The 22,690-nt window shown below is 37.4% G+C and carries 26 protein-coding genes and 1 riboswitch; of the genes, 23 read left to right on the top strand and 3 right to left on the bottom strand.

Annotated elements, in window-relative coordinates; all coding sequences use genetic code 11:
• Nucleotides 1-174 precede the first annotated feature (174 nt).
• The 16 genes from ACSVDH_RS16380 to ACSVDH_RS16305 all read left to right on the top strand — a co-directional run bounded on the left by ACSVDH_RS16380 (nt 175) and on the right by ACSVDH_RS16305 (nt 16,721).
• Entirely contained in the window at nt 175-1,098 is a 924-nt protein-coding gene (locus ACSVDH_RS16380) for a cation diffusion facilitator family transporter (protein ID WP_439251341.1), read from the top strand.
• Between the two features lie 279 nt (nt 1,099-1,377).
• The gene (locus ACSVDH_RS16375; RefSeq protein ID WP_439251339.1) at nt 1,378-1,809 is read left to right on the top strand and encodes a hypothetical protein; all 432 of its coding nucleotides are present in this window, start codon (nt 1,378-1,380) and stop codon (nt 1,807-1,809) included.
• A gap of 721 nt (nt 1,810-2,530) precedes the next feature.
• Nucleotides 2,531-3,424, top strand: coding sequence for a TauD/TfdA dioxygenase family protein (locus ACSVDH_RS16370; protein WP_439251338.1), 894 nt, complete (start codon nt 2,531-2,533; stop codon nt 3,422-3,424).
• 118 nt (nt 3,425-3,542) lie between these two features.
• Nucleotides 3,543-4,910 carry an LLM class flavin-dependent oxidoreductase gene (locus tag ACSVDH_RS16365; protein WP_439251336.1) on the top strand — a complete coding sequence of 456 codons (1,368 nt, stop codon included), beginning with the start codon at nt 3,543-3,545 and terminating at the stop codon, nt 4,908-4,910.
• A gap of 78 nt (nt 4,911-4,988) precedes the next feature.
• Nucleotides 4,989-6,020, top strand: coding sequence for an ABC transporter substrate-binding protein (locus ACSVDH_RS16360; protein WP_439251549.1), 1,032 nt, complete (start codon nt 4,989-4,991; stop codon nt 6,018-6,020).
• Nucleotides 6,021-6,064: 44 nt separating this feature from the next.
• Entirely contained in the window at nt 6,065-6,880 is an 816-nt protein-coding gene (locus ACSVDH_RS16355) for an ABC transporter ATP-binding protein (RefSeq protein WP_439251334.1), read from the top strand.
• Between the two features lie 20 nt (nt 6,881-6,900).
• Entirely contained in the window at nt 6,901-7,731 is an 831-nt protein-coding gene (locus tag ACSVDH_RS16350; RefSeq protein ID WP_439251333.1) for an ABC transporter permease, read from the top strand.
• A 288-nt stretch (nt 7,732-8,019) separates the two neighbouring features.
• Nucleotides 8,020-8,301 (top strand): UxaA family hydrolase, encoded by a 282-nt coding sequence (locus tag ACSVDH_RS16345; protein WP_439251331.1) that lies wholly within the window; start codon nt 8,020-8,022, stop codon nt 8,299-8,301.
• Between the two features lie 2 nt (nt 8,302-8,303).
• The gene (locus tag ACSVDH_RS16340; protein WP_439251330.1) at nt 8,304-9,458 is read left to right on the top strand and encodes a UxaA family hydrolase; all 1,155 of its coding nucleotides are present in this window, start codon (nt 8,304-8,306) and stop codon (nt 9,456-9,458) included.
• A gap of 15 nt (nt 9,459-9,473) precedes the next feature.
• A complete protein-coding gene (locus ACSVDH_RS16335) occupies nt 9,474-10,424 on the top strand; it encodes a hydroxyacid dehydrogenase (RefSeq protein WP_439251329.1) in 951 nt (316 codons plus the stop codon).
• Between the two features lie 23 nt (nt 10,425-10,447).
• Nucleotides 10,448-11,512 carry an Ldh family oxidoreductase gene (locus tag ACSVDH_RS16330; protein WP_439251328.1) on the top strand — a complete coding sequence of 355 codons (1,065 nt, stop codon included), beginning with the start codon at nt 10,448-10,450 and terminating at the stop codon, nt 11,510-11,512.
• Nucleotides 11,505-12,221, top strand: a complete 717-nt coding sequence (locus ACSVDH_RS16325) for a FadR/GntR family transcriptional regulator (RefSeq protein ID WP_439251327.1) — start codon at nt 11,505-11,507, stop codon at nt 12,219-12,221. Before ACSVDH_RS16330 ends, ACSVDH_RS16325 begins: the two co-directional genes overlap by 8 nt.
• Nucleotides 12,218-12,679 (top strand): tripartite tricarboxylate transporter TctB family protein, encoded by a 462-nt coding sequence (locus ACSVDH_RS16320; RefSeq protein ID WP_439251325.1) that lies wholly within the window; start codon nt 12,218-12,220, stop codon nt 12,677-12,679. Before ACSVDH_RS16325 ends, ACSVDH_RS16320 begins: the two co-directional genes overlap by 4 nt.
• Nucleotides 12,680-12,691: 12 nt before the next feature.
• Nucleotides 12,692-14,209: a tripartite tricarboxylate transporter permease gene (locus ACSVDH_RS16315; protein WP_439251324.1), complete on the top strand. Its 1,518-nt coding sequence runs from the start codon at nt 12,692-12,694 to the stop codon at nt 14,207-14,209.
• A gap of 32 nt (nt 14,210-14,241) precedes the next feature.
• On the top strand, nt 14,242-15,255 hold the full coding sequence (locus ACSVDH_RS16310) for a tripartite tricarboxylate transporter substrate binding protein (RefSeq protein WP_439251323.1): 1,014 nt from the start codon (nt 14,242-14,244) through the stop codon (nt 15,253-15,255).
• Between the two features lie 206 nt (nt 15,256-15,461).
• Nucleotides 15,462-16,721, top strand: a complete 1,260-nt coding sequence (locus ACSVDH_RS16305; RefSeq protein ID WP_439251321.1) for a DUF445 domain-containing protein — start codon at nt 15,462-15,464, stop codon at nt 16,719-16,721.
• Between the two features lie 173 nt (nt 16,722-16,894).
• On the opposite strand, the gene ACSVDH_RS16300 is transcribed toward ACSVDH_RS16305, so the two are convergent.
• Nucleotides 16,895-17,230, bottom strand: a complete 336-nt coding sequence (locus ACSVDH_RS16300) for a hypothetical protein (RefSeq protein WP_439251319.1) — start codon at nt 17,228-17,230, stop codon at nt 16,895-16,897.
• A gap of 12 nt (nt 17,231-17,242) precedes the next feature.
• Nucleotides 17,243-17,334, bottom strand: a riboswitch (SAM riboswitch).
• Nucleotides 17,335-17,682: 348 nt separating this feature from the next.
• On the opposite strand from ACSVDH_RS16300, the gene ACSVDH_RS16295 reads away from it, so the two are divergent.
• On the top strand, nt 17,683-18,132 hold the full coding sequence (locus ACSVDH_RS16295; protein ID WP_439251317.1) for an RrF2 family transcriptional regulator: 450 nt from the start codon (nt 17,683-17,685) through the stop codon (nt 18,130-18,132).
• Nucleotides 18,116-18,304 (top strand): YezD family protein, encoded by a 189-nt coding sequence (locus tag ACSVDH_RS16290; protein ID WP_439251316.1) that lies wholly within the window; start codon nt 18,116-18,118, stop codon nt 18,302-18,304. Before ACSVDH_RS16295 ends, ACSVDH_RS16290 begins: the two co-directional genes overlap by 17 nt.
• A 111-nt stretch (nt 18,305-18,415) precedes the next feature.
• Here ACSVDH_RS16290 and ACSVDH_RS16285 read toward each other — a convergent pair whose 3' ends face one another.
• Entirely contained in the window at nt 18,416-18,814 is a 399-nt protein-coding gene (locus tag ACSVDH_RS16285; protein ID WP_439251314.1) for a nuclear transport factor 2 family protein, read from the bottom strand.
• A gap of 155 nt (nt 18,815-18,969) precedes the next feature.
• On the opposite strand from ACSVDH_RS16285, the gene ACSVDH_RS16280 reads away from it, so the two are divergent.
• Both ACSVDH_RS16280 and ACSVDH_RS16275 read left to right on the top strand, forming a co-directional pair.
• On the top strand, nt 18,970-19,422 hold the full coding sequence (locus ACSVDH_RS16280) for an SRPBCC family protein (protein WP_439251313.1): 453 nt from the start codon (nt 18,970-18,972) through the stop codon (nt 19,420-19,422).
• Between the two features lie 144 nt (nt 19,423-19,566).
• Nucleotides 19,567-19,962, top strand: a complete 396-nt coding sequence (locus ACSVDH_RS16275; protein ID WP_439251312.1) for a VOC family protein — start codon at nt 19,567-19,569, stop codon at nt 19,960-19,962.
• A 160-nt stretch (nt 19,963-20,122) separates the two neighbouring features.
• On the opposite strand, the gene hxlR is transcribed toward ACSVDH_RS16275, so the two are convergent.
• Complete coding sequence (gene hxlR, locus ACSVDH_RS16270; RefSeq protein ID WP_439251311.1) at nt 20,123-20,485, bottom strand: transcriptional activator HxlR; 363 nt, start codon at nt 20,483-20,485, stop codon at nt 20,123-20,125.
• Between the two features lie 171 nt (nt 20,486-20,656).
• On the opposite strand from hxlR, the gene ACSVDH_RS16265 reads away from it, so the two are divergent.
• From ACSVDH_RS16265 to ACSVDH_RS16255, 3 genes are all read left to right on the top strand, one after another.
• Nucleotides 20,657-20,920, top strand: a complete 264-nt coding sequence (locus tag ACSVDH_RS16265; protein WP_439251310.1) for a hypothetical protein — start codon at nt 20,657-20,659, stop codon at nt 20,918-20,920.
• Nucleotides 20,921-21,114: 194 nt separating this feature from the next.
• Nucleotides 21,115-21,996: a carbon-nitrogen hydrolase family protein gene (locus ACSVDH_RS16260; protein ID WP_439251309.1), complete on the top strand. Its 882-nt coding sequence runs from the start codon at nt 21,115-21,117 to the stop codon at nt 21,994-21,996.
• A 10-nt stretch (nt 21,997-22,006) separates the two neighbouring features.
• Nucleotides 22,007-22,690, top strand: coding sequence for a GNAT family N-acetyltransferase (locus ACSVDH_RS16255; RefSeq protein WP_439251308.1), 684 nt, complete (start codon nt 22,007-22,009; stop codon nt 22,688-22,690).

Raw genomic sequence — 22,690 nt, 5'->3', positions numbered from 1 at the left:
AATTTAATCCATCTTTTTGTTTATGTACAGTCAAACCAGTTTTGTTAGTATTTAAGGTTTTCTTTTTACATAAAAGGAAATAATTTCAGAAAAAGCAAAAATAGTCTTGCGCATTTTAACGAGTTATTGGATAATTTATATATGAACATATACTCATATATGGAGGGAGTATTAATGGGACACTCACATAGTCATAATCATGGTCATCACGGACACCACCATCACTCAAGTAATAATAAAATTGCATTAAAATGGTCTTTTATCATAATTTCAACCTATATGATGATTGAAGTGATCGGTGGTATTCTCACTAATAGCCTAGCGCTTTTATCAGATGCTGGTCATATGTTAAGTGATGCTGCTGCATTAGGCTTAAGTTATTTAGCACTTACATTTGGTGAAAAAAGTGCTTCTCTTTCCAAAACATTTGGTTATAAACGCTTTGAAATACTCGCAGCATTCATCAATGGAATAACGCTTGTCTTGATATCACTTTATATTTTCTGGGAGGCATACCAAAGGATTCTTAATCCTCCAGATGTTGTTAGCGGCGGCATGTTAACGATCTCGATTATTGGCCTTGTTGTTAACATTCTGGCAGCATTTATCTTAATGAAAGGAGACAAGGACGAAAATCTCAATGTAAGAAGTGCTTTCTTGCATGTATTAGGTGATATGTTAGGGTCTATGGGAGCAATAGTTGCGGCATTACTCATCATGTTTTTTGGGTGGAATATAACTGATCCTATTGCAAGTATAATTGTTGCACTATTAATTATTGTAAGCGGCTGGAGAGTGACGAAAGACTCTTTCCATATATTGATGGAAGGTGTCCCATTAAATATTGACGTGGAAAAGATAAAAGAAGAGTTATTAACCATTAAAGAAGTGAAAGATGTTCATGATTTACACGTTTGGTCGATCACATCCGATTTTCCATCATTAAGTTGTCATCTTGTCGCAGAGCAGAATGTAGTTCATCAAGATTTACTTGCAAAGGCTAAGATGATATTACATGACAAGTTTCATCTTCATCATACAACGATTCAAATTGATGTTGAAGGTTATACATGTTCAACAGGAGATCATTGTAATTAATTATACAAACTTATTCAAGAGATCGTATAAGACTTTAGACAAACCCCATTTCAAAACAAAATTTTGGAATGGGGTTTATGTTTTACATAAAAATCTTGTATACTATAGTTGACAGGTAAGAATAATAGGATTTATAATGTGAAATAAGATAAATGCCGATCGCACAAACGAAGGCCTAACCTTTTTAAGGTTAGGCCTTTTTGTTCTTTAGATGGGCAACTCAACTAGATGAAAAAACGAGAGACAACTACTGATCAAATAATAATGGGGAGGTCAAAAATGACAAGTACATTGTTAATATCAGAGTATCCTATTCATACACAAGAAATTAAATTAATCATTCAAGATAGTAAGAGTCAGGGAATTGAAACGGAATTCATCTCACCAAAAAGCTTTCACTTAGATGTTCTGTTTGATCATCAATATGGGCATCCAAAAGTAAGACTATTTAAAAAACAAGTAGAAGCTTCGAATCAAATATATGTCGTCTTTCAAGCTTGGAATAAACCACTATTATGGTTGATAAGCGCTATGTTCAAATTTATATCGATAGAAGAATTGAAAAAGAAAAACATCGTGCCCGTCGTTATCACGGAAGCAAAGACATGTAAAAATGAGGTTTATAATAATTTCTCTGCTATTTTCAAAGATTATTTTAATACAACCTATTCAAAATGGATTTTTATCCAAAAAGAATTAATCAATTTATAAAGTGTATATAAGAGTTAATTTCCAAGAGAATCTGCACTGTAGTAAAAGTGACTATTTAGAATCAAAAATTATCGTGAAGAAAGGGGAGCTTAATATCTCTTCATTACAATTTTAAAAAAGTAAATTCCTACAAAATACACTTGAAAACTCGGGATTAATATGATACTATAAATCTAATAAATGAAATACATTGGTGACCGACTAGTTTACTAGAGGCTCTTGTTCTTTTTAGATCTTAAAAAGACAAGAGCCTTTTTGGTTAAAGTTTAAGAAAGTATAAAATTCTGTACTTAGTTTTAGTGTCTAGCTCCAGGCGCCATCGGCGAAGCACAGGATGTGCAAGGCAGTCAAGAGATGAGTCCGCCCTAGTTTTTGACTGCCTCTAGGGTCTAGTCAAATAGGAATTGAAGGTAAAGAACACCTTCTATTCCTATTCACCTTATGCTAGTCGCCGAATGCTAAGCACCTTGCGCTTTTCTTAAGAATTTGTGTCAGGTTCCCACCCTTTCGATAAGCAGGCAACTAAGCCAAAACTTATGTTGTGATCTTCTAACCATTTCTCTACTGATATATCCAGCTAATCAAGTAGGTATTTAAGTATATAATCGCTAATATGTTGACCAGTCTACTGGAAACACCTCATGTTCTATAAAGGAGGTGAATTTGCAGTACGGTTTTTATTTATATGTTGATAGCAGCTTATAAATGAGGAGGAAAAGAAATGAGTTTATTAAGAGAATCTTCTAAACATGTAAAAAACATTGAAATTCAACCGATTGCTGGTCGTATTGGTGCTGAAGTGAAAGGTATCCATTTATCGGGAAGTTTAGACACTGAATCGATCCATTTTATTAAAGAAGCTCTATTAAAATACAAGGTGATCTTTTTTAGAGGGCAAAATCATCTTACTGATCAAGAGCAAGAAGCCTTTGCAAAGCTTTTTGGCGAACCGATCTCACATCCTACCGTTCCAGTAAAAGAAAATACAAATTATTTATTAGAACTAGATTCTAATAAAGGGGGAAGAGCAGATTCCTGGCATACGGATGTTACGTTTACACAAGCCTATCCGAAAGCCTCCATTTTACGAGCTGTAAAGGTGCCTGCTGCTGGTGGAGATACAGTCTGGGCGAATACAACATCAGCTTATCATCGACTTCCAAAGGAATTAAAGGAATTAGCAAATTCACTTTGGGCATTACATACAAATGACTATGATTATGCCTCCAGACGCCCAAATGTTTCAGAAGAAGATCTTGATCGACATAAAAATGTTTTTGTTTCAACATTATATGAAACAGAACATCCAGTCGTACGAGTACACCCTGAGACAGGAGAAAAAACATTGGTCTTAGGCCATTTTGTTAAAAGAATTTTAGGTTTATCTTCATCCGCATCCCATCATATTTTTTCTTTATTACAGGATTATGTAACAGAGCTTGAAAACACTGTTCGCTGGCATTGGCAGGAAGGTGATGTGGCATTTTGGGATAATCGGGCAACACAGCATTATGCAATCAACGATTACGGCGATAGCCATCGAGTAATGAGACGGGTAACTTTAAAGGGAGAAATTCCAGTTAGTATTGATGGAAAGAAAAGTGTCCAAAAATAAGCGGGAGCATTTTGTTATTTATAATCTCAAAGTTAAATTTGCTGATCGGTCAACCGAAGGCTCTTCCATATTTGGAGGGGCCTTTATTTATATAAAAATGTAGAGGAGAGTGTCATAGATGAGTAAGTCAAAACGTCAAATGAAACTGGGAGCATTTTTCATGATTCCTGGTCATCATGTGGCAGCCTGGAGACATCCGGAAAGTGCTGCAGAAGATGTGCAACAATTTAAGCTGTATAAACGCCTTGCTGAAACAGCGGAAAAAGGAAAATTTGATATGATCTTTTTTGCCGATGGTTATGCCATTAATGATCAGTTAGAGTCAGCTATTGAACAGACGGTAACCGTTCGACCAGAGCCGCTTACACTTCTGTCAGCTATATCTGCGGTTACAACGAAAATCGGACTTACTGCCACTGTTTCTACAACTTACAATGAACCCTTTCACGTTGCCAGAAAATTTGCTTCACTTGATCATATAAGCGGAGGGCGTGCAGCATGGAATGTCGTGACCTCCTCACAAAATGCTGAAGCGTTAAATTTTAATAAGAATGAACACCTTAAACATGCTTCTCGTTATGAACGTGCAGAAGAATTTGTTGATGTAGTGAAAAAGCTATGGGACAGCTGGGAGGACGATGCCCTGCTCATCGATAGAGAATCGGGCAGATTTGCCGATCCTGTGAAAGTACATGAGATCAATCATCAAGGAAAGTGGTTTTCTGTAAAAGGACCATTAAATGTATCGAGACCTGTTCAAGGGCATCCGGTCATTATTCAGGCTGGATCATCTGAAGCGGGAAAAGAATTAGCAGCGAAAACCGCTGAAGTTATTTTCACTGCATGGCAAACGTTAGAGGAGGCTCAGGCATTTTACACAAGTGTGAAAGGAAGATTAGCGAAATATGGGAGATCCCACGATGAGTTGAAAATTATGCCTGGTGTGTTCCCGATTGTGGGACGCACAGAGAAAGAAGCAAATGAAAAACAGGCATTATTGAGAGATTTAATTCCTGAAAAGGCGGGAGTCGGATTATTATCAGCACTAATAAGCTATGATCTATCTTCCTATCCAGTCGATGGACCGCTTCCGGATTTGCCTAATATTTCAGAAATTAATGGCGGAAAAAGCCGGTTCCAGCTTCTAAAAGATATAGCTGACCGGGAACAGTTAACGATTCGGCAATTATATCAGCACATTGCAGGTGCAAGGGGACACAGAGAAATTAAAGGAACTCCTGTCCAAATCGCAGATCAATTGCAGGAATGGTTTGAAAATGAAGCAGCTGATGGTTTTAACATTATGCCGCCATATCTGCCTGGAGGTTTGGAGGATTTTGTTGAATTGGTGATTCCTGAATTACAAAAACGCGGGTTGTTCCGTACAGAATATACTGGAAATACGTTGAGAGAGCATCTCGGACTAAAGCGTCCGCATTCATCTTTTCATATCCATACTGTCTATGAAAAGAGTATTCATTCATAAGTTTAATCCGACTATTCACATAGGTTAAAAAAGTTGCGATTTTTGAAATTGAGAGGAGATAAGCTTGTGAATTTATTGATGAAAGTTACAAGGTTAAGTATATATACACTCTTATTAATACTTGTTTTATTCGGCTGCAGTGCTGAATCAAGCAGCACAGCAGCCGAAAATGATAAAGGTTCAGATGAAAATAAGCTTGAGGTCGATACATTACGTTATTCAGGTTCAGCTGGGCAAGTTACCTTTTGGGAATTAGCAGAGGATTTAGGCTATTTAGATCCCTTAAAACTTGAATGGACGGGCAACTCGACAAGCGGTCCGGAGAATATTCAAGCAACCGTTAGCAATAGCATTGATTTCGGAGGGGCATTTAATGGCGCGATTATCAAGTTAAAAGAAGCAGGCGCCCCCATTACTTCCGTCATTGGCTATTATGGGTCTGATGAACAAACCTTTAATGGATACTATGTATTAGAAGACAGTCCAATTAAGGAAGCAAAAGACCTAATTGGAAAAAAGATCGGTGTGAATACGCTAGGTGCACATCATGAGTTTGCCATTATTGAGTATTTACGCAGAGAAGGATTAACAGAAAAGGAGATTGATGAGGTATCCTTAGTTGTGATTCCCCCTGCCAGCGGTGAACAGGCATTACGTACAGGACAACTAGATGTGACAACTCTTGGAGGAGTGCTTCAAGATAAAGCCTTGGAGCGGGGAGGGATCCGTCCATTATTTAAGGATACTGATTTATTTGGATCCTTTACAGCCGGCAGTCTTGTTTTCAGAGATGACTTTATTAAGAAAAATCCAAATACTGTTGCTAAGTTTGTGGAAGGAACAGCAAAAGCGATTGAATGGGCTCGAAATACACCTGTTGAAGAAGTAAGAGAACGGATGAAAACAATCATTGAGAAACGTAATCGGAACGAAGATGCTGAATTAATTCCATATTGGAAAAGTGTTGGAATTGAATCAGAAGGCGGACAGATCCTGGAAAAAGAATTTCAAGTTTGGATTGATTGGTTAGAAAATGATGGATTCTTACAGAAAGGTACGCTTTCACCTAACGAAGTTTTTACTAATGAATTCAATCCTTACAGCAAATAATCGGAAAAATTCCATTAAAAGCATGAAAGGAGTATGATTTGGTGATGAGTGTAAAAATTGAAATAGAAAACGTCACAAAAACATTTTCTGTCAAAAGAGGAAAAAGCAAAGCATCTGAGAAATTTACAGCCGTTTCTAACGTAAATCTTGACATTAAAACTGGTGAATTTATGGTGCTTGTTGGTCCCAGCGGCTGCGGAAAGTCTACGTTGCTGGATTTACTAAGCGGATTAACAACTCCAACAACTGGTTTGATAAAACTTGATGGAAAGCCGATAACAGGCCCTGCTCTTGATAGGGGAATTGTTTTTCAGCAATATGCGCTTTTTCCTTGGTTATCGGCTTTAGGAAATGTGACATTTGGTTTAGAGGAAAAAGGATATACGAAAAAGGAACAGATTAGGATTGCAAAAGAATATATAGCATTAGTCGGTTTAGAAGGTTTTGAAGATCGGTATCCTCATGAGCTTTCAGGAGGAATGAAGCAGCGAATCGCCATTGCACGAAGTTTAGCCTATAATCCAGAAGTCCTTTTAATGGATGAACCATTTGCTGCATTAGACGCCCAAACTCGTGAAACATTACAAACAGAATTATTGCGTATTTGGAAAAAGACAGGAAAAACGATTTTGTTTATCACCCATGGAATCGACGAAGCTGTTTATTTGGGCCAACGTGTAGCAGTTATGACATCAAGACCGGGAAAGATTAAAGAAATCATTGATATTCCTTTGAATGCATTGGAATCAGAGCAAGACATTCGTTCCCTTCCAGAGTTTGGGACGTATCGCCAACGGATTTGGTCCTTATTGCATACAGAAGTTGATAAAGCGCAAAAGCTTGAAAAAAAAATCATTTAAGTAAAAGGAGGCCCCACCAAATGGCTCGTACAGGAGAAATGATCCATTTACCTAAAAGGGTACAAACACAATCAGATTTTCCTAAAACATTTCTGACAGGATTCAGTTTCTACTTCACAAAATCGTTTGCAATTTTGTTATTGTTTGCTTTGTGGGAGATTATCCCTAGACTTGGTCTTGTAGAAGTTGCTTTTTTCCCGCCATTATCAACTGTTTTAATCGGCTGGTGGGAATTGGCTGCAACAGGTCAATTGATCGAGCATATTACAGCTAGTTTCATCCGGTCTATCATCGGTTTTGGCATTGCGGTCATTGTTGCCATTCCTCTTGGGCTGACTATTGGTTGGTTTAAACGTTTTTCATATTTAGCGAATCCTTTACTTGAAGCGTTTAGGAATACAGCAGCTTTGGCTATCTTGCCAGTTTTTATTTTATTGCTGGGGATCGGCGAAGCATCGAAAATAGCCGTAGTCATTTATGCTTGTGCTTTTCCAATTCTTCTAAGCACGATAAGCGCAGTTCGTAATGTAGATCCTTTATTTATTAAGTCAGCGAAATCTATGGCCTTAAGTCCGGTTAAGCTCTTTCTTAAAGTGATCTTGCCAGCGGCTGTTCCAACGATCTTTGTTGGTATTCGGCTTGCGGCATCTTCCTCCATTTTAGTATTAGTGGCAGCTGAAATGATTGGTGCAAAAGCCGGATTAGGCTATTTAATTATTAGCTCACAGCAAAACTTTCAAATAGCTTATATGTATTCAGGAATCTTGACGATATCTGCTTTGGGGATGCTTGTGAATACGCTGCTCCTTCAACTTGAAGGAAGATTATCGAGGTGGAAGGTTCATCAGTGAGTCGACTTGAATAAATACTTGTTTTCACTGTAATAAAATGAATTTCAGCAAATAAGAAATTTTTTCTATTAAAACGGTTGACAAATTATAGGAAGTCACGTTACTATTTATTCATAGTTAACCAATCGGAATAATAAAGGTTCGATCAGACGACTGAAGGCCTTGCAACGTTCAATAAAGTGTTTGAATGTTGCAAGGCCTTTTTGTCTTAAATCTCTATTTTTCTTGATTGGTTGGACCATAGGATATGTGACCGATAGATTGAACATCAAAAAGGAGTGAAGGTTCTTGGCGCATAAATTTTTAGTGCATCATAATGGGGACTCAGTAGGTGTGGCTATTGAAGATATTCAAGCTGAGCAGGAAATACAGGGTGTTATTTTAGAGGATGATTCGATCATCACGATTGTTTCAAAAGATTTTATCCCATTAGGGCATAAAATTGCCCTGGTTGATATCTTGAAAGATGATTATGTGATTGAATACAGAGAAAAAATTGGCATCGCGACAAAACAAATTGATCAAGGAAATTATGTACATACTCATAATTTAAAAACGGCGAGGTGGTAAAGATGGAAAAGAAACTATGGGGTTATCGAAGAGAGAATGGAAAAGTAGGAATACGCAATCATGTTGTCATTATGCCAGTCGATGATATTTCAAATGCAGCGGCTGAAGCAGTAGGAAGAATTGTTCCTGGTACATTGCCGATTCCACATGCATATGGACGCCTTCAGTACGGACCAGATTTGGAGCTTTTCTTTAGAACAATCATCGGAAATTGCTCAAACCCAAATGTTGCAGCTGTTATTGTCATTGGAATTGAACCGAAGTGGACAGAAAGAATCGTCGAGGGAATTAAAAAGACTGGTAAACCTGTAGCTGGGTTTTCCATTGAACGACATGGAGATTTTGCCACAATCGAAAAAGCATCACGTTTAGCTCAAAAATATGTACAATATGCTTCAGAAATACAACGTGAAGAAGTAGAATTGTCTGAGATTTTAGTCAGTATTAAATGTGGTGAATCTGATACAACAACAGGGTTAGGCTCATGCCCAACCGTTGGAAATGTAGTAGATCGCATAGTTGATGCAAAGGGTACCGTCATTTTTGGAGAGACTTCTGAATTAACAGGCGGGGAGCATTTAATTGCGAATCGTTGTGAAACAGATGAAGTAAAAAATAAGTTTTATAGCATTTATAACGATTATGTTGAGGAAATTGCATCAAAAGGTGTAGATTTGCTTGGAAGTCAACCGACAGAAGGGAATATTAGAGGTGGGCTGACAACAATCGAAGAAAAAGCGTTAGGAAATATTGAAAAAACCGGTTCAAAGCAAGTAGTGGATGCTTTAGAGCCAGCAGTGGCACCTACTAAACAAGGCTTAAACTTCATGGATACATCATCTGCAGCAGCTGAATGCATTACCTTAATGGCAGCAGGGGGAGCAGTCGTTCACTTATTTCCTACTGGACAAGGAAATATTATCGGAAATCCAATCGTACCTGTTATAAAAATTTCAGCTAATCCGATTACAGTCGATACAATGAGTGAACATATCGATGTGGATGTAACAGGGCTGCTAAAACGCGAATATAACTTAAAAGAGTCGGGAGATTTATTGCTCGATATGTTAATGAGAACGATAAATGGAAGATTAACAGCTGCTGAAAGCCTTGGACATAGAGAATTTGTTCTTACGAAGCTGTATCGCAGCGCCTAAGCGAGGTGAACAGTAGTGAAAATAATTATTTCGGAAATGATGCATCCATCAGGTATTTCAAGATTACAGTCTATTGGGGAGGTTGAGCTGCTCCCTGATTTATGGAAAAGCAAGAAGGAATTATTGCAGAAAATGAGTGAAGCAAATGCACTTATTGTACGAAACCAAACAATAGTGGATGAGGAAGTCTTAAAAGCAGGAAAAAACTTAAGGGTGATCGGCAGATTAGGTGTAGGTTTAGATAATATTGATCTTCATGCAGCGAAAAAGTTTCAAGTAAAAGTCGTTTCAGCTAAACATGCTAACGCAGTTTCAGTAGCTGAATATGTGATGGCTGCAATTCTAACAGCTTCTCGTTCCATAACTCAAGCAGGTGAAGATGTTATCAAAGGAAATTGGAATCGGGCACTTTTTACAGGTCATGAAGTATATGGAAAAACATTAGGGTTGATTGGAACAGGTGAAATTGGGCATAGACTTGCCAAAAGAGCGATCGCTTTTGGAATGACGGTTATTGGCTATGATCCATATGTCAGGGAAGAGGATTTCCCCTTTGTAGAAACAGGAATTATGAAAGCTGATTTTCATGAGGTTCTAAAACAGGGAGATTTTATTAGCATTCACACTCCCTTAACAAAAGACACGAAATCATTAATCAGTTGGAATGAATTTCATTTAATGAAGAAAAACGCCGTTGTGATTAATACATCAAGAGGAGGAATAATAGACGAAGCAGCTTTGCTGAAATCTGTGGAAGCTGGCCATCTTTCAGGCGCGTTTTTGGATGTGCTTGAAGTAGAACCTATTAAACTAGACAATCCTTTATTAAACAATCATAAGATTACTATTACTCCTCATATAGCTGGATTAACGAAGGAATCACAAGAAAGAATTTCTGCGATTATTTCAGATGAGGTTGTAAATGTCCTTCAAGGCAAACATTCATTGTCACTCGTTCCATTATAGGTTTTGAAGGGGGAACTAATATTATGACGTTCTATCAAGCTGATACATTAAAAAACTATATAAAAAGCATATTAATAAGCCAAAGAGTCAAAGCGGAGGATGCTGAAATTGTTGCAGATTCTCTTGTAAGAGCAGATCTTGAAGGAATTAGCAGCCATGGAATCAGCCGATTACCTATTTATTCAAAACGATTGGAAGAGAGCAGAATAAATCCTGCTCCTTTTATTAAAATTGAAAAATCAGGATTATCGACATTACTAGTAGATGGAGATCATGGGGTGGGTCAGGTTGCTGCCTATAAAGGGATGAAAGAAGGAATAAAGACTGCAAAGGAAACAGGAATTGCAGCTGTCGCCATACGAAATAGCAATCATTTTGGGTGTGCATCCTATTATTGTCAAATAGCTTGTGAGGAAGGTCTTGTCTCCATCGTCATGACAAATTCTCCGCCAGGAATTCCGCCATGGGGAGGAAAAAAAGCTTTTTTCGGCACGAATCCAGTCGGGTTTGGGTTTCCTGTAAAAGACTTGCCAAATGTCATTATTGATATGTCCGCAAGCGTAGTAGCGAGAGGAAAAATCATTGAGGCTGCAAAGGAAGGGAAAAGCATACCAAAGGGATGGGCAATCGATCAAAACGGTTTAGATACAGAAGATCCAACTGCAGCAATCAATGGGGCGATTCTTCCTTCAGGTGGTGTTAAGGGATATGGCTGGGCATTAGCAATTGAAATCCTAACAGGTATTTTAACCGGAGCTGCATATGGTCCGCATGTCCAAAACATATATCATGATCATCACCAACAATCAAACGTCGGACATTTCTTTATTCTCATTGATGTTGAAAAATTCATACCATATGAATATTTTACAAGTCTTGTTAAAAATATGCTCATCGAATTAAAAGAAGTTCCTAAAAAAGACGGTACAGATACCATCTTCTATCCAGGTGAAAGAAGGGAAAAATCCTATCAAAAACATTTATCTTCGGGGATAAACTTATCTCCTGAAGTTGTAAAGGACCTAAGTCTTTTAGCGAGACGTTTCAATATCGAAAATCCCTTTGAAATAGGGAAATGCGATGTTTGAACATGTAAAGTTTGATCGATCAACCGTACCTAGTAGAATCGTAGAAGAAATAAAGGCACTTATTCAAGAACAAAAGCTTATGCCAGGGGAAAAGCTCCCGTCAGAGAGGGATCTCTCCCTTACATTTAATGTGAGTCGTAATACTGTTCGAGAATCCTATAAGATTCTTTCAACACTTGGTTTTATTGAGATAAAGCATGGACACGGAGCTTTTGTTGCAGATGGAGGTAAGAATTTAGCAAATTTAACTGATCAATATTTCATTAGAAGTGATCAATTATCTGATTTATTTGAAATAAGGAGATTAATTGAAACGAGTGCTGTCATCTGGTCTGTTGAGCGGGCTTCAGATAACCAGATTGATGAGCTTTATCAGTTTGTAAAAGAGACTGTCCTTTTATTAAACAAAAATAAGGTGAATGATCGTATATTGTCCGAAAGAGATCACACGTTTCATACAAAGATTGCAGAGCTATCACATAATGCCATTGCATTCCGAATTATGAACAGTCTAACAGGCTTTTTTAATAAAGTGAGACAGGAGACAACTAAAATTCCTGATCGAATATACGACTCTTGGCAGGAGCATATTCAGATTGTTGAAATGATGAAAAAACGTGATTCAGTTAAAGCAAAGGAATATATGGAGAAACATTTACAAAGTGTCGAGCAGACTTTAAAAAAGGAATTGGAAGGAGGTAAGCTATGACAAGCAAGATATTGAGCGAACAAACTATTGGCGGATTTCTTGCTATACTTTTCGGTTTATTATCGCTATATGAAGCTAGCAAATTGAATTCATATGGTCAGGGACTTTTAATTGGTGATCATGTTTTCCCAGGAATAATTGGTATTCTTCTAGTGGTGTTTGGCATAAGTTTAGTTTTTGAAAGAAAAACAGATCGTAAAAAGGCTGATTTAGTAAATCGAAAAACGCGGAAAGTCTTAATTGCCTCTATTTTCATCCTATTACTCTATAGCTTTCTGATTGCAGCAGCAGGTTATGTAATCAGCACTTTGCTAGTCTCTGTCAGCTTAATCAGACTAATTGGAAACTATCGTTGGCTGATTTCTATCCTGATTGGAGGAGTGATGACAGCTGTCTTTTATTTATTATTTATCATTTTGCTTAAAACTCCGTTTCCAATCGGTATGTTTACACTATAAGGAGGGAGTTATGTGGAATCAATTGTTTATCTATTAAATGGTCTTAGTGAAGTGATAACTCCGTCTAATTTGCTGATTGTCTTAATTGGTTCATTACTCGGGACACTAGTTGGCGTTCTTCCCGGATTAGGTCCAACTTCAGCCATTGCCGTCCTTTTGCCAGTAACAACGATGCTTGATCCTGCTCAAGGACTCATGATGATGGCCGGGATTTATTATGGCTCCATGTATGGCGGATCAACGACAGCAATCTTAATGAATATTCCTGGCGAGTCTTCATCCGTACCTGCAACGTTGGATGGTTATCCGCTTGCTATGGAAGGAAGAGCTGGAGCTGCACTTGGAATAGCTGCTATAGGGTCTTTTATGGCTGGAATTATTGGATTGATAGGACTTGTTCTATTCGCTCCGATTTTAGCAGATCAAGCTTTAAAGTTTGGTCCGCCGGAATATTTTACCCTAATGCTCATTGCATTGCTTGTCCTGTTTAATTTAACAGGCTTCTCATTTAAAAAATCGTTCATTATGGGGTTATTTGGATTTTTGTTTTCTTTAGTTGGAATTGGTGTTACCACTGGTATGCCCAGATTTGATTATGGATTCAGCTTTCTAACAGGCGGTTTTGAAATGATCAGCATAATTATTGGTCTCTTTGCCATCTCAGAAGTTTTAAAAGGACTAGAAGAAAAACGCAGTACAAAGAAACATGTAAAGATAAAAGGGGTCTTTCCGACGAAAAAAGACATTAGTGTGAGTAAATATCCGATTATAAGGGGGAGTTTACTTGGTTTTTTCCTTGGCGTTTTACCAGGAATTTCAGCCACGATTACATCGTTTTTATCCTATGATCTAGAAAAGAAAGTCTCAAAGCATCCTGAAAAATTCGGGAAAGGTGCAATAGAAGGGGTGGCAGGACCGGAATCAGCTAATAATGCAACAAGTTCAGGCGGGTTTATTCCCCTTTTATCATTAGGTATACCTGCATCGCCGCCTTTAGCGGTACTATTAGCAGCTCTAATGATTTATGGACTGACACCTGGACCCATTCTATTTGAACAGAATAGCGAAATGGTGTGGCTAGTTATTGCCAGTATGTTTATCGGGAATGTCATTTTATTAGTATTGAATCTGCCTTTGGTCGGGGTGTGGGCAAAGCTGACGGAGGTTCCTTTTGGAATATTAGCTCCCATTATTTTATTAATTAGCATCCTTGGTGCATATTCTGTGAGAAATAGTATGTTTGATGTAGTTGTTGCCATTATTTTTGGCGTTTTGGGTTATGTATTCAATAAATACCAATGGCCCATCATTCCATTTGTTTTATGCTCTGTCCTTGGACCGAAAATAGAGAGCTCTTTTTTACAATCAATGGAAATGTCATCGGGAAATCTACTTATCTTTATACAAAGACCAATCTCCTTAACGATTCTATTAGTTGCTGTGGTATTTTTAATTTTTTCAATCTTTTTAATGAAAAGAACGAAAAATAGAATTATGCAAGAAACAGGGGAACAAATGGAATTCTCTTAAAAATAAAGATCTTATCTGGGAGGTTATTTATCATGAAAAAATTACAATCGATCTTCGCTGGTTTTCTATTAACGACTGTATTTCTATCAGGATGCGGGGCAAATTCAACATCAACGGCCAATAAATCCAGTGATAGTATCGACTACCCTACTAGGCAAATCGAGCTCGTCGTTCCTTTTGCAGCTGGTGGCGGTGTTGATCTGGCAGCACGTGCTGTTGCTGATTATGTAAGCCAAGAATGGGATCAGCCGGTTGTTGTGACAAACAAACCTGGCGGAGGTGGAATCATCGGTGCACAATATGCGTTAAAAGAGGCAAAGGCAGATGGATATACAGTATTAGTTAACAACAATTCCTCGACAACTATGTATGAAGCAGGAAATTCCAATCCTACAATCACAAGCAAGGACAACAAATTTGCAGCCAGAATTGCTGAAGGTACACTTGCCTATGCTGTAAAGGCTGATGCAGAATGGGAAAATTTCAAGGAGTTTTCAGAATGGGTAAAGGCTAATCCCGCTGAGTTAACATGGGCCAGTGTTGGTCCAGCTGGTTTTTCCTCTTTTGGGGCAGCGGAGTGGCTTAATACATTAGGAGTCGATTTTAAGAAAACATCAATGGTTTCATCTGAGGGGGCATCAGACTCTGCGGCAAAGGTGGCAGGTGGACATGTCATTCTTGCGGTCCATACAGTTGGGGAATTTGCTCCGCTTGTAGAAGCAGGTAAAATTAAACTGCTTGCTGTTCAGTCGGATGAGAGAAGTCCTCTATTTCCAGAAGTGCCGACAGTGAAAGAAGAAGGCTTTGAAGGTTTAACAGTCAAATGGTGGACGGGTTTGTCGTTTCCAGCTAATACGCCAGATGAAATCGTAGAAAAGTGGGATCAAACCGTTCAAAAAATGGAAAATGACCAGCAGTTTATCAAGCAATTGGAAAAAATAAAGCTGTCACCTTCCTATTTAAATTCTGATGAGTTCACAAAAGATGTAAAAGAAGAAACAGATCGATATACAAAAATTGCGGAAGAAACAGGGATCAGGAAATAATATTTTCTAAATTGATGGCGTGTGAATTGACACACGCTATTTTTCTATTTAAAAGGAAAAATACCCATTTTTAATTGTTGGTTGTCATAAATGAAATATGTTGTCCATTTCCTTCACTTAAAAAGACATTTTAACGAACTATGATGAAATTTGTTAAGTAATTAGGTATAGTAAATGTGGAAATCATTTAAAAATGAGGGAATAGGATGTCACCAAAAACAAAAGAATCAAAAAAAATTGCTAGATATTCATTAATGATTATGGGAGTAGGTTATATAGCAACCATCCCATTTGATGGGTCACTTTGGATTGATTTATTACATGGAGGTTTTGAAGCGGGGCTTGTTGGCGGTTTAGCTGATTGGTTTGCTGTTACTGCTCTGTTTCGCCATCCGCTTGGATTACCAATCCCCCATACCGCTTTACTGCCAAAGAATCGTAAAAGAATGTCAAATGCACTTGTTTCAATATTGAAAAATGACTGGCTTTCTAAGGAAAGCATCCAGGAAAAAGTAAAAAACATTCCTTTTGCAGACAAACTAATGGCAATGATCGAAAAACAGCTGCAAAATGATACATTTAGAAAAGCTCTTATTAAGCTGCTCAAGAAAATGATTGGCTACATAGTAGTTGAAAAGCTAACACCATTCATTAAAAAACATATCATAGAGACACTTTCAAATATGGAAATGGGAAATGTCCTTCAAGTCATAAGCTCACAGCTACTTAAAGAAGAGATAGATAAGAAAGCTTTGGATCACATGTTAAAAAAAGCAGATCATTGGTTACGACAAGAACAAACCAGTCAGCGATTAGGTACCGTTTCCATGAATGTCATCAACAAAATTGAAGCAGATGGAATGCTTCAGTTTGCGCTAAAATCGATACAAAGTCTACTTAGTGAGGAAAAACTGGGTCAAATTGTGCAGAACCTATTACTAAGTGTCGTAAAGAGTTTGCAAAACGAGGGAGAGCCAAATCGAGAAGCTTTACTTTTATATTTTAGAAAAGAGATTCAAGGTTTGAATGATAATAGGGAGTTAGTGGAGGGAGCTGAGAAATGGAAAAATCAGCTTCTAGCGAAATGGCAGCCTGATCAAACGATAACGGAAAGTCTGCGGAAAATACAACAAAAAGTATTAGATTTCGTAGATGACGAAGATTTTATTGATACCTATCTTATTCCATTGAAGAATCGTTTACTATCCATTATTCAGGAGAATAACAAAGATATTGATCACTGGATCCAAAAACAAATAACTGTTTTCATTGAAAATAATCATTCACAAATCGGCAATCTGGTACAGGAGAATTTGGATAAATTAGACACTGAAACACTGATCGATATGATGGAAAATCATATAGGAAAAGATCTTCAATGGATTCGTGTTAATGGGGCAGTTTGTGGTTTTATCATAGGGATTCTCCTTACAGGAGTACAAGCTTTGTTTAGTTTAGTATCATAGGTTTACTCGTATTTAAGAGTATCGTTCCATACTGTGTCCTTTTGTTTTTAATGAAAATAAATTTAAGTTTAGTTTATAAAAGAAAAAATGGCATGTATAACTTTTACCGTTTACACGCCTTTTTCAATTTTACTAAAATGTATTCCACATAAAAAATCAAAATCATTATGAACCTAAGAATAATTCGACCATGATGAAGACTGAATCCACCGAATTTGGCGTTCTACTATCAGACGCTGTCGCTTGAGTTTTCGTAATTTGCCATCTAAGTAAAGATGGCAAGATGGATGTTTGTTTTGATGATAAATAAAAAGAATTTCTTCATTTAATTCCTTATATCTTTTTAAAAATTTGTTTAGCAATATTGATTGATTTAGTTTTTTTTTAGTTTGGATGGTTTTTAGCTTTTCAATTATTTCTTCCTGCCACAAAGGATCCCCTATCTGACCTGCAAAAAGATACAAATCTAAATAATCATTTACCTCTAGCTGCATTTCATGAATGCTCATAAACATTCTCCTTTCTTATCTGCTGGAATTAGCACCTTACAGAAAAAAACACTGTGGTTGCTGAGGTTTCGCAGGACCAGTTCCTCCACCTCTCTTGATAAGATGATTTTATTTCTCATTATAATAATCGGATTAATTGGAATTGTCAATTGATTTGTTTGAGGTTGCTTTCTTTATTAAAAGGCATACAACAGTTATTATAAAAACCCGTATTAGAACAAGATCATGTATGACTGATGTGAGATCAATGATATGAAAATTCAATAAAATGGTTGATTTTTCTAAACTTTCATCATATGATAAATAAAACAAATATAACCAATAGGTAATGTCGGAATTAACAGAGGCAGTATTACTATTCATTGAATCATAAATTAATGTCGACTATTTTGCTCAACAAATAATGAACGGATAAAAGTTGACTAAATCACTCAACTTTATAGGAGGAGAAAATGAAGGTTTCTAGTAAAGGAGAGTACGCATTAAGGGCTTTATTGGTTTTAGGTCAACAACAAGGGCAGGTCATGACCATTCAGGAAATCTCAGATAAGACCCTTGTTACGATCAACTATTTAGAGCAAATATTACTTCAATTAAAAAAATTGGATTTCGTAAAAAGCAAAAGGGGAGCGCGGGGAGGATATTTCCTTCATAAAGAGGCAGACCAAATTAACATTGGTGAAGTGATTCGAAGATTAGAAGGACCATTATCCCCAATGAGCTGTGCATCGATTACAAAATATGAGCCATGTCCATTGGAAGCAGGATGTCAATTAAAGCCGCTTTGGTCTTTAGTCAGGGATACGATAGCCTATGTTCTTGACCGTACGACTCTTGAAGATTTGCTTTTAAACAAATTGAATTTATTTAAAGGGGATGATTTAGTTGGCTTCAAAAACTAAAATAGATCAGGCTGTGATCGATAAAATCGTCAGTTTTCTTGAAAATATCGAATATGGGACCGTGCAAATTACCGTTCATGATTCTCAAGTCACACAAATTGAAAAAGGTGAGAAGTACCGTTTTGCTATGAAGAAAAGTAATGAGAGATTAAAAAATTTAAATACTAACTAGTCTATTAGATTATAAAAAATGAAGACACGCCTCTTTTTTGACTGCGATTTAACAAAAAAGAAGCGTGTTTTCATTTTTAGAATTGTATAGCAAAAAATTCACGCTAGTACCTTAAAACATACCGTTCTCATTGGGGGAATCCTTTGGAATAGGCTGACCGATATCCCACAATTCAACAATTTGGTTATCCAGAAAACGAAAGATATGGACAACAGCTCCTCCAAGATCATCTGGATTTTGCTTGACATGGGAGTGAACAGCAACGGTATCTTTTTCTTGAATAGCAAGTTTGACCTCAAGAATCTTGTGAGGATTTTTTGCTGCATTTTCTTCCATCGCAATCATAAGAGAGTCTGCATCACCACGGAAATAGGGATTGTGGTGACGAAAATCAGGGCTTATGTATCTCTCGTATGCTTCCGGAACGTTTCCTGATGCTACTAACTGCAGAAAAGATACTGCTTTTTCTTTGAGGGAATTTGTCGAAGTAGGCGACTGTTCTGTATTCATTTAAATCATCCTTTCTTTTCAAAAATTTACATATTAGAATGAATAGACGTTTATGATAAATAAAATTCTATGTCAATCGCTGGAACAATAATAGGATAAACTAGTATGGTTGTATGATATACTTTTTGAAAAAATGTAAGGAGGAGAAATATACCTTGAGTATTCAATTTGAAGTGAAAAGATCCTTCAAAGTTTCCAAACAAATGGCCTATAATGGTTTACTTGATCTTGATTCTGCGAAGCAGTGGATGCAAGGATTAGTGGGAATAGAGCGATTAGATGAAGGTCCTTTGCAAGTGGGAAGTCAGTGGCTGGAAACTAGAAGAATGTTTGGACAAGAAGCTACTGAACATTTTGAAGTTGTCGAGCTTAAAGAACCTGATAAAATTGTCCTTCGCTGTGATGGCACGAAAGGAACAACGGGGAAAGGAGAATTCGTATTTACATACATACTTGCTTCATCCGGTGATCATACTGAGATTACGTTGAATGGTGAGATAAATGGGCTTACTGGTTTCGCGAAATTTTTTGGGAAAATGATGGCTGGTACCTTTAAAAAAGCCTGTGCGAAAGATTTGGATGCATTGAAGAGATATCTGGAGAAATGAGTGTATAGGACAGTCTCTTACGATTCCTGAATAGATTTCCATATTATTTCAATTATAAAGAAGGATTAGCAAGACCAAAGGTAGAAATTACATACGAATGGTTTGAGAATCAAAAAATCTGGTTCGAAAAATAAGGAGGAAATCATGGGAAGATTAGTTCATTTTGAAATTCATGTAGATGACATGGAACGGGCTAAAACGTTTTATGGAGAAGTATTTGGCTGGTCATTTGAAGATTGGAGCGAATACGCTGGAATGCCTTATTTTGGAGCTGTAACGGGTGATGCAAATGAGCTTGGAATTAACGGAGCTTTAATGAAACGACAAGGTCCTCCTCCGGAAAAGAACCAGCCTTTAAATGGCTATACTTGTACAATCAGTGTGGAAGATTATGATTCGATTGAGGCGGAAATTCTAAAAAATGGAGGACAGGTTGCCTTGCCTAAATATGCACTGCCTGGAATGGCGTGGCAGGGTTACTATGCTGATACCGAGGGAAATGTATTTGGCATTCACCAACCAGATGAGAACGCAAAATAGAATCGGAAAGGCCTAGATTGCTGTTCACTTACATAACAAGAATGAATCCGCTACATTGCTAACTTAATTTTAGTGCCTGCACCTCATAGACCAACAGAGTTAACCGACAAAGGGGCAGGCACCTTTTATGAAATTTATTGCTTTATGAATAAAGAAATGATCAAACAGAATTCTCATCATCTGCTTCTGCTTTAACAACCGTTTCCATATAATCTTTTCCCCATTCATACATCGATTCCAAGATCGGCATAAGCGTTCGTCCATGCTCCTTTAATGAGTACTCTACTCTTGGCGGAACTACAGGGTAGACTTTTCGATGAATGATATGGTCTTCTTCCAGTTCTCTTAATTGGTTCGTAAACATTTTTTGCGTAATATTCGGCAAAAGAGCCTTCAATTCACTAAATCTTTTTGTCCCTTCTTTCCCTAGATGCCAGATGATTATCATCTTCCATTTACCGCCGATAATCGAAAGGGTTAATTCCTTTTCACAATTAAATGATTGATTTAAATATTTTTCCATTCAACTTCCCCCTTGCCATTTTCAAACCACGATCCATTAATATATGTACTTTATCATTATAATCGTTATTCTCTGTCTGTTTCTACTTTGAAAAAATCGATATCTTTTGCTCGATATGGGTAATATATTAATATAAAACCATAAGGGCGGTAAAAATGTGGGAGTGTTGAAATGAAAATATCAGGCGGCATTATTTCAGGTGAGTTTGATAAGGATAAAAACGAATTTGCTTTACAAGAAATAAAGTCCTTTTCTACAGAAACAACACTTAAGGAACAACAACTAAATGCTTTATATGAATACTTGAGTAAGCATCAGCAGGAAGAGGATGGACAAGTCCTTACACTTTATGATCAAATGCCTGTATTATTTACAAGGCAGGAAATCAAGCAATTATTAGAAGATCTAAATTCAATTAAAGCTTTATACCATTAACTCGCAAAATATTTGTAGCCGGTAAAATAGCCCGGCTATTTTCTTTGTTTTCCTTTAGTATCCTCCAAGTAACCAAGTAACAAAAAAGTAGGTACTTGTTAATTTTATTCATTTATTTCATAATGTCATTAGTTTGTATAAATTAATAATGTTTTATCTCCTTAGATATTTAGATATGAAAGTAGGTTGAATAAATGAAGTTAAGAGTATCTGCCGTACAATATCAACTTCGTACGATTACATCGTTTGATCAATTTGCAAAGCAGGTTGAGCACTATATTAAAACAGCTCAAGAATTTTCAGCTGATTTTATTTTGTTTCCTGAATTTTTCACCACACAGTTAATGTCGATCGAAAATGAGTTTCGCGAATCCTTAACGATCGACCAGCTGCCGAATTTTACCGAACAATATCGTTCTTTATTTATGACATTAGCGATTAAGACAAAAATGCACATTATTGCCGGTACACATGTGATAAACAAGGACGGAAAATTATATAATGTTGCCCATATGTTTTACCCGGATGGAAGAATTGCCGAACAAGCGAAACTTCATATTACGCCAACCGAAGTTGAGGAATGGAACATGAGCGCAGGGGAAGATCTGCAAGTGTTTGAGACTGAAAAAGGAACAGTTGCTATGTTAACTTGTTACGATATCGAGTTCCCGGAGATTGTCCGAATGGCAAAAGCAAAAGGAGCGGACGTGATTTTTTGCCCATCCTGCACAGATGATCGTCATGGTTTTCACCGTGTTCGTTATACATGCCATGCCAGAGCGATTGAAAACCAGGTGTATGTCGTAACGACAGGCACTGTTGGCTCGCTTGAAACAGTTGATTTTATGAGAGGGAACTTTGGGCAAGCAGCAGTCATTACACCAAATGATGTTCCATTTCCACCAAAAGGGATTTTAGCAGAAGGGGAAATTAACCAGGATATGATTGTGACTGCAGACCTCGATTTAGAGCTTCTCTATCAGGTTCGTAAACATGGTTCTGTGACAACATGGCGTGACAGACGAACGGACCTTTATCCAGATTGGGAAAATCAAGAAAGTAAAACGCTCGTCTAAGGAGGACCTTATGTATCGGAAGGAGCTTTTTGTTTTCAAAGATGAGCGGCCGGTTCCTGCCATCATTCGCAATTATAAAACTGATGATTTTCCAGGCTTAATTAAGATTCAGGAGGAAAGTTTTCCACCGCCATTTCCATCTGAATTATGGTGGAATACAGAGCAGCTTTCAAATCATGTAAAGCTGTTTCCAGAAGGTGCATTATGCATGGAAGTGAATGGAGAAATCGTGGCATCAATGACCGGCTTAATGGTCAATTTTGATCCAAGTCACCCTGAACATTCATGGGAAGAAATTACAGATAATGGTTATATCACAAATCATAACCCTAACGGAAATACCTTATACGTTGTCGATATCGGCGTACGTCCTGCTTATCGGAAATACGGATTGGGGAAATGGTTAATGCAGTCGATGTATGAAGTGGTCGTTCATTTAGGCTTGGAAAGATTGCTTGGCGGCGGAAGAATGCCTGGTTTTCATAAAGTAGCGCATGAGCTGACAGCACATGACTATATTGATGAAGTGATGAAAGGGAACCTAAAAGATCCCGTCATCACCTTCTTATTGCGTTGTGGACGGACACCTGTACAGCTTGTCGCTAACTACCTTGAAGATGAGGAATCTCACAATTACGGGGTACTGATGGAGTGGAAAAACCCTTACTTTACATCCTTTAAAGGAGATGAATAA

Source organism: Metabacillus sp. Hm71, from assembly GCF_051842955.2.
Taxonomy (GTDB): Bacteria; Bacillota; Bacilli; order Bacillales; family Bacillaceae; genus Metabacillus.
This window is presented reverse-complemented; position numbering and strand designations above follow the sequence as displayed.

What these genes read in the sequence shown, in the direction of transcription:
- ACSVDH_RS16380 (WP_439251341.1), top strand. Translation starts at nt 175, where the DNA reads ATGGGACACTCACATAGTCATAATCATGGTCATCACGGACACCACCAT.
- ACSVDH_RS16375 (WP_439251339.1), top strand. Translation starts at nt 1,378, where the DNA reads ATGACAAGTACATTGTTAATATCAGAGTATCCTATTCATACACAAGAA.
- ACSVDH_RS16370 (WP_439251338.1), top strand. Translation starts at nt 2,531, where the DNA reads ATGAGTTTATTAAGAGAATCTTCTAAACATGTAAAAAACATTGAAATT.
- ACSVDH_RS16365 (WP_439251336.1), top strand. Translation starts at nt 3,543, where the DNA reads ATGAGTAAGTCAAAACGTCAAATGAAACTGGGAGCATTTTTCATGATT.
- ACSVDH_RS16360 (WP_439251549.1), top strand. Translation starts at nt 4,989, where the DNA reads ATGAAAGTTACAAGGTTAAGTATATATACACTCTTATTAATACTTGTT.
- ACSVDH_RS16355 (WP_439251334.1), top strand. Translation starts at nt 6,065, where the DNA reads ATGAGTGTAAAAATTGAAATAGAAAACGTCACAAAAACATTTTCTGTC.
- ACSVDH_RS16350 (WP_439251333.1), top strand. Translation starts at nt 6,901, where the DNA reads ATGGCTCGTACAGGAGAAATGATCCATTTACCTAAAAGGGTACAAACA.
- ACSVDH_RS16340 (WP_439251330.1), top strand. Translation starts at nt 8,304, where the DNA reads ATGGAAAAGAAACTATGGGGTTATCGAAGAGAGAATGGAAAAGTAGGA.
- ACSVDH_RS16330 (WP_439251328.1), top strand. Translation starts at nt 10,448, where the DNA reads ATGACGTTCTATCAAGCTGATACATTAAAAAACTATATAAAAAGCATA.
- ACSVDH_RS16325 (WP_439251327.1), top strand. Translation starts at nt 11,505, where the DNA reads ATGTTTGAACATGTAAAGTTTGATCGATCAACCGTACCTAGTAGAATC.
- ACSVDH_RS16320 (WP_439251325.1), top strand. Translation starts at nt 12,218, where the DNA reads ATGACAAGCAAGATATTGAGCGAACAAACTATTGGCGGATTTCTTGCT.
- ACSVDH_RS16310 (WP_439251323.1), top strand. Translation starts at nt 14,242, where the DNA reads ATGAAAAAATTACAATCGATCTTCGCTGGTTTTCTATTAACGACTGTA.
- ACSVDH_RS16305 (WP_439251321.1), top strand. Translation starts at nt 15,462, where the DNA reads ATGTCACCAAAAACAAAAGAATCAAAAAAAATTGCTAGATATTCATTA.
- ACSVDH_RS16300 (WP_439251319.1), bottom strand. Translation starts at nt 17,230, where the DNA reads ATGAGCATTCATGAAATGCAGCTAGAGGTAAATGATTATTTAGATTTG.
- ACSVDH_RS16295 (WP_439251317.1), top strand. Translation starts at nt 17,683, where the DNA reads ATGAAGGTTTCTAGTAAAGGAGAGTACGCATTAAGGGCTTTATTGGTT.
- ACSVDH_RS16285 (WP_439251314.1), bottom strand. Translation starts at nt 18,814, where the DNA reads ATGAATACAGAACAGTCGCCTACTTCGACAAATTCCCTCAAAGAAAAA.
- ACSVDH_RS16275 (WP_439251312.1), top strand. Translation starts at nt 19,567, where the DNA reads ATGGGAAGATTAGTTCATTTTGAAATTCATGTAGATGACATGGAACGG.
- hxlR (WP_439251311.1), bottom strand. Translation starts at nt 20,485, where the DNA reads ATGGAAAAATATTTAAATCAATCATTTAATTGTGAAAAGGAATTAACC.
- ACSVDH_RS16265 (WP_439251310.1), top strand. Translation starts at nt 20,657, where the DNA reads ATGAAAATATCAGGCGGCATTATTTCAGGTGAGTTTGATAAGGATAAA.
- ACSVDH_RS16260 (WP_439251309.1), top strand. Translation starts at nt 21,115, where the DNA reads ATGAAGTTAAGAGTATCTGCCGTACAATATCAACTTCGTACGATTACA.
- ACSVDH_RS16255 (WP_439251308.1), top strand. Translation starts at nt 22,007, where the DNA reads ATGTATCGGAAGGAGCTTTTTGTTTTCAAAGATGAGCGGCCGGTTCCT.